We start from the raw sequence: 11,636 nt of genomic DNA, 5'->3' as shown, positions 1-11,636 counted from the left end.
TCGTCGTGGACGACCTTGTGACTGGCAAGGTCCAGATCTTGCTGTGTGGACATGATTTCCTCTCCGCGCCGGTGGATCTCAGCGTTGTGCGGTGCCGGCCGGTCCTGCGACCGGGTCGATGGTGTCGGTGATTGTGTGTGCGAGAGATGGACCCACCGGGGTCCGGATCGTGTGTCCTGTCATGTGAATCGACCGCCGGTCAGCGGGTGCCGGCCTTGGCGTACTCGGCGACCTTGTCGATGTTGGTCTTGTCGATGAACGACGGCCCGGTCAGCGTGGGCCCGCCGCCGCCGATGACGTTGCCGTTGTTCAGGTAGAGCCACAGCGAATCGATGGCCAGGTAGCCCTGCAGGTACGGCTGCTGGTCGATCGCCCACTGCACGCTGCCGTCGGAGATGGCGTCGACGAGCGCGGCGTTGGTGTCGAACGTGAAGACCTTGGCGGGGCTGCCCGCATTACCGACGGACTGGACGGCAGTGAGGGCGATCGGCGCGCCGAGCGCGAGCACGCCGTCGATGGACGGGTCCTGCTGGAGCTTGGCGGCGATCGTCGAGTTCACCGACGGCATGTCCTCGCCGTTGACGTTGAGCGTCTCGAACGTGCCGCGGAACGTCTGCTTGACACCGGCGCAACGGGATTCGAGCTGAACCTGCCCCTGCTGCTGAATGACGCAGATGACGTGCTTGACGCCGTCGTCGTTCAGCCGGTTGCCCGCCGCCTGGCCGGCGATGGTCTCGTCCTGCCCGAAGTACTGGGCGACGCCCATGTCCTTCCACGCGCCGTATCCGGCGTTGAACGCGGAGATCGGGATACCCGCGTCCTGCGCGCTCTTGACTGCGGGTGCCATCGCTTCGGGGGTGGCGAGGGTGAGTGCGAGACCGTCGACCTTGGAGTCGATCGCCGTCTGCACGAGGTTGGCCTGGTTGGGGGCCTGCGGATCGGAGGAGTACTTCAGTTCGACGTTGTCCTTGTCGGCGGCGTCCTGCGCGCCGGTGCGGATCAGGTCCCAGAACGTGTCGCCCGGTGCCGCGTGGGTGACCATCGCGATCGTGATACGAGGGGTGTCGGCGCTGCCCGCGCCGATCCCGGAGCCGCTGCTGTCCGGCTTGCCGCCGGTGCTCGAGCACGCCGCGAGGCTCATCACCAGAGCACTCGCGCAGGCCAGCACTGCCACGCGACGCCGATTGGGGAAGTTCATCTGTTTTTCCTCTCGGGGGGACGAACGGCTCGTTGACGTCTTGGCCGTGTGCCTTAGATGTAATACGCGTCACACCGGAAAGTCAATAGTTTGTCTGGACATTAGGACCACATATCAAATGCGCGGGCGCACGCATCGCCGCTGTCGGCTCGGAAATCGAGCGACAATGCCGAAAGAAGGGGACGCGATCAGCGCGTGACCGACGCCCCTGCGTCGCGCGGCAGACGCAGCGTGTCGACGACCGTGCCGAGCATCAGAAGGCCCAAAAGGACGAAGGTCCAGGAATATTCGGATCCGAACCCGTGCTCGGACGACGTCGCCAACGGCGTGAACGCGGTGAGCGCGAGAGCCGCGAGTGCGATCCCGAGGCCGGCTGCCAGTTCCTGCACCGCGGCGTTGAGAGTGTTCGCGTGCGTGAGGTCGGCGCGATCGACGTCGGAGAACGCAAGACTGTTGTACGCGGTGAATCCGACCGAACGCAGGGCTCCGCTCACGAACAGGACCGCGGCGATGACGGGCATCGGGGTCGACGAACTCAGTGCGGCGAGCATCCCGAAGCAGCCCACCGACAGCAGCGCGTTGACCAGCAGGATCGGCCTGATGCCGAAGCGCCGCATCAGCGGCGTCGTGAAGGGTTTGATCGCGATGTTTCCTGCGAACAGCGCGGCGACGAGCAGGCCCGCGAGAAACGGCGTCCAGCCGAAGCCGAGTTGGAACTGCAGCGGCAGCAGGAACGGCACGGCCGTCACGATCAGGCGGTAGAGCGAACCCCCCGTGACGGTGGTGCGCAGCGTCCGGACGCGCAGCACGCGGACGTCGACGAGTGGGTGCGGAGTGCGGACGAGATGGACCGCGGACGCGACCAGCAGGACGACGGCGATCACTCCCCCGACCGCGACCCGGCGCCAGTCGGTGCCCGTCACGCGGATGCTTTCCAGGGCGATCAGCGCCGCCGCGATTCCCGTTCCGACCCCGAGCAGGCCCCGCCAGTCCAGCCTCCTCGCCGACCGCGAGCCGGCCCCGTGAACCAGCTTGAGCGACAGCAGGATTCCGAGGACGCCGATGGGAATGTTGATGACGAAGATCCACCGCCACGAGCCCACCGTGGCGATCGCGCCGCCGAGCAGGGGGGCGATGACGGGCGCGGCGAGCGCGGGCCACGTGAGCAGGGCTATCGCACGGACGAGATCGCTCTTTGTGCTCGATCGCAGCACCGCGAGCCGTCCGACCGGCACCATCATGGCGCCGCCGACTCCCTGCAGCACCCGCATCGCGACGAGCATCGGCAACGACACGCTCGCGGCGCACCCGATGGACGCCAGGGTGAACACGGTGATGGCGGCCACGAACACGCGGCGGGTCCCGAACCGGTCGGCCACCCACCCGCTCGCGGGGATGAGGACAGCGACCGTGACCAGGTAGGCGGAGATCGCGATGTTGACGTCGACGGGGTCGACGCCAAAGGAGTCCGCGATCAGCGGGACGGCGGGGGCGATGATGGTGGCGTCGAGGATCTCCATGAAGAGGGCGCCCGCCACCAGCAGGGCCATTCCCCGGGGGAACGACGTCGCACGCCCCGTTCTAACGATCGACAACGGTGGTGTCGAAGTAGTACCGCGACGCCCGGTAGCAGTGGCTGCCGAACTCGACGGCGCTTCCCGAGTCGTCGAACGCGGTCCGGTTCATCGTGAGCAGCGGCGCCCCGGTCTTCTCGTCGAGGAGTGACGCCTCCGCCTTGCTCGCCGCCTTCGCGCCGATGCGTTGCCGGGCGAGGCGAATGTGCACGCCGCGGGCGCGGAGTGCGTGGTAGAGGCCGTGCGCCTCGAGTTCGTCGGGGTCCGGCGCGAGATCCACCGGGATGTGGTTGGTCATCAGCGCGAGTGGTTCGCCGTTGGTGCTGCGGAGGCGCCGGATGGACGCGACCTCGCTGCCGGGTTGCAGGTTGAGTTCGGCGGCCACGTCCTCGGCAGGCACGGCGACCTGATAGTCGAGGAGTTTGGTGGTCGGGCTCTGCCCGGCGCGGGCGAGGTCGTCGAAGAGACTGGTGAGCTCGACCGGCCGGTGCACGGCACTCTGCACGACCTGCGTGCCGACACCGCGTTTGCGGACGAGCAACCCCTTGTCGACGAGTTCCTGGATGGCGCGGCGCGTGGTCGGGCGCGACAGGTTCAGTCGTTTGGCGAGCGCCAGTTCGTTCTCGAAGCGGTCGCCGGGCGCGAGTTCCCCGCCGATGATCGCGTTCTCGATCGTCTGCGCGAGCTGGAAATACAGCGGAACCGGGCTCGATCTGTCGAGCTCGACTGCGAGTGGTGCACCCACGGACAACTCCGATCCTCGTGCGCGTGGCGACGTCCGCCGCCGCCGATCTTTCCGGCAGTGTATGCGAACACTAACACCAGATTGACTTCAAGTAATAATGTCAGGACAAAGTCTTGACAGGAGCCGGTGATGTGGAGCACAGTTTCAACCAGACCTCGGCGCCCTGCGCAGACCACCCACAACGACCTATTCGGGAGTCAGCCTTGACCACCAACCAGACGCAACCCAACCGGAACGGATTGGACGTCCTCGCCATCGGGCGCTGCGGTGTGGACATCTACCCATTGCAGACCGGCGTCGGACTCGAGCACGTCGAGACGTTCGGCAAGTTCCTCGGCGGAAGCGCCGCCAACGTCGCCGTCGCCGCCGCGCGCCTCGGCTGCCGCAGCGCTCTCATCTCGGGCGTCGGCAACGATCCGTTCGGACGCTACGTCCGCACCGCACTCACCGATCTCGGCGTCGACAACCGGTACGTCGGCATCGACACCGACCACCCGACCCCCGTCACGTTCTGCGAGATCTTCCCGCCGGACGACTTCCCGCTGTACTTCTACCGCAAGCCGGTCGCCCCGGACCTGCAGGTGAAGCCCGCAGACCTCGACCTCGACGCGGTCCGCGACGCGAAGCTGTACTGGTCGACCGTCACAGGACTGTCCGAAGAGCCCAGCCGCAGTGCACATTTCGCCGCCTGGGAGGCACGCGGACGTCGCAGCCACACCGTTCTCGACCTCGACTACCGCCCGATGTTCTGGTCCTCTCCCGCCGATGCCACCGCGCAGGTGCAGCGTGCCCTCCAGCACGTCACCGTCGCGGTCGGCAACCGCGAGGAGTGCGAGATCGCAGTCGGCGAGACCAACGCGCACAAGGCCGCCGATGCGTTGCTCGACCTCGGCGTCGAACTGGCCATCGTCAAGCAGGGCCCCAAGGGTGTGCTCGGCAAGACCCGCACGCAGTCCATCACGGTGCCGCCCAACGAGGTCGACGTCGTCAACGGCCTGGGCGCCGGCGACAGCTTCGGCGGGTCGCTGTGCCACGGCCTGCTCGCCGGGTGGCCGCTCGAGAAGATCCTGCGCTACGCCAACGCCGCGGGGGCGATCGTCGCTTCCCGGCTCGAATGCTCCACCGCGATGCCGACGGCCGACGAGGTCCGTGAGCTCGCCGAATCCACCGCTTCGGAGGCTGTCAATGTCTGAAACTCTCGCTCACCGCGCAGCCTGCGCGTCCTACGCCGACGTCACCGAGGTACGCGCCAGTGATCCGGCCGCCATCGACCGCGCCTGGGCGACCCGCATCGCCCGGCCCACGGTGCGCGGCAACGGCCGGCTCATGATCGTCGCCGCCGACCACCCCGCCCGCGGCGCGCTGTCGGTCGGCGACCGCCCGACCGCGATGAACAGTCGCACCGACCTCCTCGACCGCCTCCGCACCGCGCTGCGCAATCCCGGCGTGGACGGCGTGCTCGCCACCGCCGACATCCTCGACGATCTGGTGCTGCTCGGCGCACTGGACGACAAGGTGGTCATCTCGTCGATGAACCGCGGCGGCCTGGCAGGCGCCAGCTTCGAACTCGACGACCGGATGACCGGCTACAGCGCTGCGGGCACCGCGAAGGCCGGCATGAACGGCGGAAAGATGCTGTGCCGCATCGACCTCGACGATCCGGGCACCCTCTCCACCCTCACCGCCTGCGCGGAGGCCGTCGATTCGCTGGCCGCGGCCGGGCTGATGGCGATGGTGGAACCGTTCCTGTCGCGGCGGGTCGACGGCAAGGTCAAGAACGATCTCAGCGCCGACGCCGTGATCAAGTCCATCCACATCAGCCAAGGACTGGGCTCCACGTCCGCCTACACCTGGATGAAGCTTCCGGTGGTCGACGAGATGGAACGCGTCATGGACGCGACGACGCTCCCCACGCTGCTGCTCGGCGGAGACCCGCAGACGGCCCCCGAGGAGACGTTCGCGAGCTGGGCGAAGGCTCTCGCACTGCCGTCGGTCCGCGGCCTGATCGTCGGACGCACCCTGCTGTACCCGCGGGACGAGGACGTCGCCGCCGCGGTCGACACCGCCGTATCCCTCGTTCACTGACGCACGCCGGAGAGGCCCACGATGAACAGCAAGTACTACGTTCCGGTCGGTTCCGCGGCCACCGGGCCGTTCGACCTCGAGGTCACCCCCGAGTCGGCGGGCTGGACGGAATCGAGCCTCCGGGTGCTCACCCTGGCACCCGGCGGGTCGGCCGAACTCACCACCGGCGACGACGAGATCATCGTCGTGCCGCTGGCCGGGTCGGCGTCGGTGTCCAGTGACGGCACCGAGTTCGCGCTCACCGGGCGCCGGTCCGTGTTCGACGGGCCGAGCGACTTCGCCTACGTGGGACGGGACTCCGCCTACGCGGTGGCGAGCACGACCGGTGGTCGTTTCGCACTGTGCGGCGCCCGCGCCCGGCAGAAGTTCCCGTTCCGGTACGTTCCGGCCGCGGACGTGTCCGTCGAACTGCGCGGCGCGGGCAACTGCAGCCGGCAGGTGCACAACTTCGGCACCGCCGACCGATTCGAGGCCGACTCGATCATCGCGTGCGAGGTCATCACGCCCGGCGGCAACTGGTCGTCGTACCCGAGCCACAAGCATGACGAGAACAGCGACGTCGAATCCCAGCTCGAGGAGATCTACTACTTCGAGATCGCCGAAGCCGGCGACACCGCAGTGGATTTCGGCGGCACCGGATTCGGCTACCATCGTGTGTACGGCACTCCCGAGCGGCCCATCGAGGTGCTCGAAGAAGTGCGATCCGGCGACGTGGTCCTCGTCCCGCACGGCTACCACGGACCGTCGATCGCCGCCCCCGGACATCACATGTACTACCTGAACGTGATGGCCGGGCCGGGTGAAGAACGTTCCTGGAACATCTGCGACGACCCGGCACACACCTGGCTGCGCGGCAGCTGGGAACACCAGACCGTCGATCCCCGCCTCCCCCTCCACGCACCGTCCGAAGGAGCATGACCGTGGTGTCCACCGCGCCGATGTCGGCGAGCAAGAACCCCAACGCCGAGGGCACCGTCCACCTCACGGTGGCTCAGGCGACCATCCGATTCCTCGCCAGCCAGTACGTCGAGCGGGACGGCGAACGCACCAAGTTCTTCGCCGGCTGCTTCGGCATCTTCGGTCACGGCAACGTCGCCGGTCTCGGTCAGGCGCTGCTGCAGGCCGAGATCGACGCCGTCGAGGCCGGCACCGAACCGGAGCTGCCGTACGTCCTCGGCCGTAACGAGCAGGCGATGGTGCACAGCGCGGTCGCATACGCACGCCAGAAGGATCGCCTGCAGACCTGGGCCGTGTCGGCCAGCGTCGGCCCCGGCTCGACCAACATGCTGACCGGTGCGGCGCTCGCCACCATCAACCGGCTGCCCGTCCTGCTGCTGCCCGCCGACACGTTCGCCACCCGCGCGAGCGCACCGGTGCTGCAGGAACTCGAACTGCCGTCGAGTGGGGACGTCACCGTCAACGACGCGTTCAAGCCGCTGTCGCGCTACTTCGACCGGGTGTGGCGGCCCGCGCAGTTGCCTTCGGCGCTGCTCGGCGCGATGCGCGTGCTGACCGACCCCGTCGAGACGGGCGCGGCCACCGTCGCCATCCCGCAGGACGTGCAGGCGGAGGCGTTCGACTGGCCCGAGTCGATGTTCGCCGAGCGCACGTGGCACGTCGCCCGGCCGCTCCCCGAGAAGTCGGCGATCGCGCGGGCCGCGGACGTCATCCGGTCGGCGAAGAAGCCGCTGATCGTCGCGGGCGGTGGCCTCATCTACTCCGGCGCCACCGACACGCTCGCCTCGTTCGTCGAGTCGACGGGCATTCCCGTCGGCCAGAGTCAGGCCGGCAAGGGTTCGCTGCCGTACGACCACCCGCAGTCGGTCGGGGCGATCGGCTCGACGGGCACGACGGCGGCCAATGCCCTCGCCACCGAGGCCGACGTGATCATCGGCATCGGAACCCGGTACAGCGACTTCACCACGGCGTCGCGCACCGCGTTCAACAACCCCGACGTGCGGTTCGTCAACATCAACGTGGCGTCGATCGACTCGGTGAAGCAGGGCGGCGTCAGCGTCGTCGCGGATGCCCGCGAGACACTCGAGGCCCTCGCCGAGGCACTGGACGGCTACCGGGTTTCCGACGAGTACCGTGCGCGCACGGCAGAACTCGCGGCGCACTGGGAGTCCACCGTCGACGCGGTCTACAAGATCGACGACGACTCGCTCGGCCTGAACCAGAACCAGGTCATCGGCCTCGCCAACACGCTGTCGGATCCGCGCGACGTGGTGGTGTGCGCCGCCGGTTCGATGCCCGGCGATCTGCACAAGCTGTGGCGCACCCGGGACTCGAAGGGTTACCACGTCGAGTACGGCTTCTCCTGCATGGGCTACGAGGTCGCCGGTGGTATCGGCGCCAAGATGGCGTGCCCCGACCGCGACGTGTTCATCATGGTCGGCGACGGTTCCTACCTGATGATGGCGACCGAACTCGTCACGGCCGTGCAGGAGAACGTGAAGGTCATCGTGGTCCTCGTGCAGAATCACGGGTTCGCCTCCATCGGGTCGCTGTCGGAGTCGCTCGGCTCCCAGCGGTTCGGCACCGACTACCGCTACCGGGGTGACAACGGCCGGCTCGACGGCGACATCCTGCCCGTCGATCTGGCGGCCAACGCGGCGAGCCTCGGCGCCGACGTGATCCGCGCGAACACGGCCGCCGAGTTCGCCGACGCCGTCAAGGTAGCGAAGGCGAGCGACACGACCACCGTCATCCACGTCGAGACGGACCCCCGGATCGCCGCCCCGGACAGTGAATCCTGGTGGGACGTCCCGGTCAGCTCGACCAGCACGCTCGAGTCCACGCAGAACGCGTACGAGACGTACGCGCAGTGGAAGAAGATCCAGCGTCCGTTCCTCCGCCCGTCCGGCAACTGACCCGCCCCCAAGCAGAACTTTCGAAAGGATTTCCCGATGAGCGTCATTCGCGTCGGATCGGCCCCCGACTCCTGGGGCGTGTGGTTCCCGGAAGACCCGCAGCAGACCCCCTACGGCCGGTTCCTCGACGAGGTGTCCGCATCCGGCTACGAGTGGATCGAGCTGGGGCCGTACGGCTACCTGCCCACCGACCCGCAGCAACTCCGCGACGAACTGGCCGCCCACAATCTGAAGCTGTCGGCGGGCACCGTCTTCGAGCACCTCCACCAGGACGACTCCTGGGATGCCGTGTGGACCCAGATCGAGGACGTCGCGAAGCTGACCGCCGCCGTCGGCGGCAAGCACGTGGTCGTGATCCCGGAGATGTGGCGCGACCCGGGCACCGGCGAGGTACTCGAGGACCGCAACCTCACCGCGGAGCAGTGGAAGAAGAAGACCGGCGGCATGAACGAGCTGGGCAAGAAGATGTTCGAGCAGTACGGCGTCAAGGCGCAGTACCACCCGCACGCCGACAGCCACGTCGACACCGAGGAGAACGTGTACCGCTTCCTCGACGGCACTGACAGCGAATTCGTGAACCTCTGCCTCGACACCGGCCACATCAGCTACTGCGGCGGCGACAACCTCGCGATCATCGAGCGGGCCCCCGAACGGATCGGCTACCTGCACCTCAAGCAGGTCGATCCCGAGGTTCGCGCCAAGGTCGAGGCCGAGGACCTGCCGTTCGGCGAGGCCGTCAAGCTCGGCGCGATGATCGAGCCCCCGCTCGGCATCCCCGACCTGCCGCCGCTGCTCGCCGCGATCGAGAAGCTCGACATCGACGTGTTCGCGATCGTCGAGCAGGATCTCTACCCCTGCGCCGTGGACGTGCCGCTCCCGATCGCCCAGCGCACCCGCAAGTACCTGGGATCCTGCGGGATCCCGTCCGTCAAGTTCGTCTAACCGACTACGTCAGGAGCTAGTCAGCTATGTCCGGAAGCAACGACCTGCGTATCGCCGTCCTGGGTGTCGGAATGATGGGCGCCGACCACGTCGCGCGGATCACCGACCGCATCAAGGGTGCGACCGTCGCCGTCGTCAACGACTACTTCACCGAGAAGGCCGAGGAGATCGCGGCCGGCATCCCCGGGTGCCGCGTGGTCAACGACCCGCTCGACGCGATCGCCGACCCCGGTGTCGACGCGGTCGTCCTGGCCACCCCCGGTCCGACACACGAGAAGCAGCTCCTGGCCTGCCTCGAGCACGGCAAGCCGGTGATGTGTGAGAAGCCGCTGACCACCGATGTCGCCACGTCCCTCGAGATCGTCAAGGCGGAAGCCGAGCTCGGCAAGAAGCTGATCCAGGTCGGCTTCATGCGGCGCTTCGACCACGAGTACGAGCAGCTGAAGTCCCTCATCGACGACGGCGTGTTCGGGCGGGTACTCCTCGCCCACTGCGTGCACCGCAACCCGGTGGTGCCGCCGAGCTTCGACAGCTCGATGATCGTCAAGGATTCGCTGGTCCACGAGGTGGATGTCACCCGCTTCCTGTTCGACGAGGAGATCACGTCGGTCCACGTCCTCAGGCCCGCCGCGAATCCCGGTGCGCCCGAGGGACTTCAGGACCCGCAGATCGCGTTCTTCAGCACCGAGTCCGGTCGTCACGTCGACGTCGAGCTGTTCGTGACCACCGGTGTCGCCTACGAGGTGCGCACCGAGATCGTCGCCGAGAAGGGTTCGGCGTTCATCGGCCTCGACGTCGGACTGGTCCGCAAGTACGGCACCGGCGCGGGCACCGGCCGCTCGGGTGCCGGCATGTACGGCGGAGAGATCACCCCGTCGTTCAAGGAACGCTTCGGCCAGGCGTACGACGTCGAGATCCAGCGGTGGGTGAACGCCGTCCGCACGGGCGCGGAGACGGGTAACTACGTCGACGGCCCCGGCGCGTGGGACGGCTACGCCGCCGCCGCCGTGTGCGCGGCCGGCGTGCAGTCACTGGAGACGGGCGAGCGCGTCACCGTCGAAATGGTCGACCGTTCCTCCATTCCGGGAGCGGAGCCTGCGGAGCGACCCATCGGACCGGGAGCCTGATCACCATGAAGATCGCACTCGATCCCACCCCGTTCCACCACGACCACTCGCTGCTCGAATTGCCGGCTGTCGTCGCGGAACTCGGCTTCGAACACCTGCAGCTCACGCCGCACCGCGACATGATCCCCTTCTTCAACCACCCGAAGGCCGACGACGAACTGGTCCGTCAGTTCCGCAAGGCCTGCAGCGACGCCGGCGTCGGCATCGCCTCGGTGTTGCCTGTCCTGCGGTGGTCCGGCCCGGACGAGGACGCCCGCGAGGCGGCGGTGCGGTACTGGAAGCGCGCCATCCAGATCACCGTCGACCTCGGTGTGAACGTGATGAACACCGAGTTCAGCGGCCGGCCGGAGAAGGCCGAGGAGTCGGAGCGCGCCTTCTACCGGTCGATGGAGGAACTCGTCCCCATCATCGAGCGTGAAGGCATCGACGTTCGCATCGATCCGCACCCGGACGACTTCGTGGAGAACGGCCTGGACGCCATCCGCATGATCCGTGGCATCAACTCCAAGAACTTCGGACTCGTGTTCGTCGCGTGCCACAGCTATCACATGGGCGCCGGGATGCTCGAGATCATGCGCACGGCGGGCGACATGCTCCGGCTCGTTCACGTCGCGGACACGATGGATCACCATCGCTCGCACGGACTCCGGTACATCACCAACCCGCCCGGCAACCCGGTGCGCGTGCACCAGCACCTCAAGATCGGCGACGGCGACCTCGACTGGGACGAATTCTTCGGCGGTCTCGGCGAACTCGGCTTCTACGACAAACCCGACACGGTGATGGTGTCCAGCGTTTTCGCCGAGGACGAGAACGCACACGACGTCTCCCGCTACCAACTGAAGACCATGAAGGATTACATCGCGCGCACGCGGTGAAAGGACAACACATGAGCACCAACATCACTCGCGAGATCGCACACTGGTCCGACGGCAAGACCTTCGCCGGCACCAGCGGCAACACCGCCCCCGTCACCAACCCGGCCACCGGCGCCGTCACCGGTCAGGTCGCCCTCGCCAGCGTCGAGGACGCCCGCGCCGTCATCGACGCCGCCGCCGCCGCCTTCCCCACCTGGCGCGACACCTCCCTCGC

Annotated in this window: 11 protein-coding genes; 8 read left to right on the top strand and 3 right to left on the bottom strand. The window is 67.7% G+C overall.

The features are described 5' to 3' along the window. Positions 1 to 199: 199 nt before the first annotated feature. The 3 genes from P3H15_RS51155 to P3H15_RS51145 all read right to left on the bottom strand — a co-directional run bounded on the left by P3H15_RS51155 (position 200) and on the right by P3H15_RS51145 (position 3,517). Positions 200 to 1,198 (bottom strand): substrate-binding domain-containing protein, encoded by a 999-nt coding sequence (locus tag P3H15_RS51155; protein ID WP_276144345.1) that lies wholly within the window; start codon positions 1,196 to 1,198, stop codon positions 200 to 202. A gap of 188 nt (positions 1,199 to 1,386) precedes the next feature. Then, positions 1,387 to 2,748 (bottom strand): MFS transporter, encoded by a 1,362-nt coding sequence (locus P3H15_RS51150; RefSeq protein WP_276144344.1) that lies wholly within the window; start codon positions 2,746 to 2,748, stop codon positions 1,387 to 1,389. 31 nt (positions 2,749 to 2,779) lie between these two features. Beyond that, positions 2,780 to 3,517, bottom strand: a complete 738-nt coding sequence (locus tag P3H15_RS51145) for a GntR family transcriptional regulator (RefSeq protein ID WP_072947097.1) — start codon at positions 3,515 to 3,517, stop codon at positions 2,780 to 2,782. Between the two features lie 203 nt (positions 3,518 to 3,720). Here P3H15_RS51145 and iolC point away from each other — a divergent pair, with 203 nt between their 5' ends. The 8 genes from iolC to P3H15_RS51105 all read left to right on the top strand — a co-directional run. Further along, positions 3,721 to 4,710 carry a 5-dehydro-2-deoxygluconokinase gene (gene iolC / locus P3H15_RS51140; protein WP_072947096.1) on the top strand — a complete coding sequence of 330 codons (990 nt, stop codon included), beginning with the start codon at positions 3,721 to 3,723 and terminating at the stop codon, positions 4,708 to 4,710. Continuing rightward, a complete protein-coding gene (locus tag P3H15_RS51135) occupies positions 4,703 to 5,602 on the top strand; it encodes an aldolase (RefSeq protein ID WP_276144343.1) in 900 nt (299 codons plus the stop codon). The genes iolC and P3H15_RS51135 overlap by 8 nt, the downstream gene beginning before the upstream one ends. 21 nt (positions 5,603 to 5,623) lie before the next feature. After that, positions 5,624 to 6,520 (top strand): 5-deoxy-glucuronate isomerase, encoded by an 897-nt coding sequence (iolB, locus tag P3H15_RS51130; protein WP_276144342.1) that lies wholly within the window; start codon positions 5,624 to 5,626, stop codon positions 6,518 to 6,520. Next, entirely contained in the window at positions 6,517 to 8,475 is a 1,959-nt protein-coding gene (iolD, locus tag P3H15_RS51125) for a 3D-(3,5/4)-trihydroxycyclohexane-1,2-dione acylhydrolase (decyclizing) (RefSeq protein WP_276144341.1), read from the top strand. The genes iolB and iolD overlap by 4 nt, the downstream gene beginning before the upstream one ends. A gap of 36 nt (positions 8,476 to 8,511) precedes the next feature. Then, positions 8,512 to 9,417 (top strand): sugar phosphate isomerase/epimerase, encoded by a 906-nt coding sequence (locus P3H15_RS51120; RefSeq protein ID WP_072947093.1) that lies wholly within the window; start codon positions 8,512 to 8,514, stop codon positions 9,415 to 9,417. A gap of 26 nt (positions 9,418 to 9,443) precedes the next feature. Beyond that, a complete protein-coding gene (locus P3H15_RS51115) occupies positions 9,444 to 10,544 on the top strand; it encodes a Gfo/Idh/MocA family protein (protein ID WP_276144340.1) in 1,101 nt (366 codons plus the stop codon). Between the two features lie 5 nt (positions 10,545 to 10,549). Then, a complete protein-coding gene (locus tag P3H15_RS51110) occupies positions 10,550 to 11,422 on the top strand; it encodes a sugar phosphate isomerase/epimerase family protein (RefSeq protein ID WP_276144339.1) in 873 nt (290 codons plus the stop codon). A gap of 11 nt (positions 11,423 to 11,433) precedes the next feature. After that, positions 11,434 to 11,636 (top strand): aldehyde dehydrogenase family protein (locus P3H15_RS51105; RefSeq protein ID WP_276144338.1); only part of this gene is annotated, 203 nt, incomplete at its 3' end.

This window comes from Rhodococcus sp. T2V (assembly GCF_029269925.1).
Taxonomy (GTDB): domain Bacteria; phylum Actinomycetota; class Actinomycetes; order Mycobacteriales; family Mycobacteriaceae; genus Rhodococcus_F; species Rhodococcus_F koreensis.
Note: the sequence above shows the minus strand (reverse complement) of the source record. Positions and strands in the feature narration are given on the sequence as shown.

What these genes read in the sequence shown, in the direction of transcription:
- P3H15_RS51155 (WP_276144345.1), bottom strand. Translation starts at nt 1,198, where the DNA reads ATGAACTTCCCCAATCGGCGTCGCGTGGCAGTGCTGGCCTGCGCGAGT.
- P3H15_RS51150 (WP_276144344.1), bottom strand. Translation starts at nt 2,748, where the DNA reads ATGGCCCTGCTGGTGGCGGGCGCCCTCTTCATGGAGATCCTCGACGCC.
- P3H15_RS51135 (WP_276144343.1), top strand. Translation starts at nt 4,703, where the DNA reads ATGTCTGAAACTCTCGCTCACCGCGCAGCCTGCGCGTCCTACGCCGAC.
- iolB (WP_276144342.1), top strand. Translation starts at nt 5,624, where the DNA reads ATGAACAGCAAGTACTACGTTCCGGTCGGTTCCGCGGCCACCGGGCCG.
- iolD (WP_276144341.1), top strand. Translation starts at nt 6,517, where the DNA reads ATGACCGTGGTGTCCACCGCGCCGATGTCGGCGAGCAAGAACCCCAAC.
- P3H15_RS51120 (WP_072947093.1), top strand. Translation starts at nt 8,512, where the DNA reads ATGAGCGTCATTCGCGTCGGATCGGCCCCCGACTCCTGGGGCGTGTGG.
- P3H15_RS51115 (WP_276144340.1), top strand. Translation starts at nt 9,444, where the DNA reads ATGTCCGGAAGCAACGACCTGCGTATCGCCGTCCTGGGTGTCGGAATG.
- P3H15_RS51110 (WP_276144339.1), top strand. Translation starts at nt 10,550, where the DNA reads ATGAAGATCGCACTCGATCCCACCCCGTTCCACCACGACCACTCGCTG.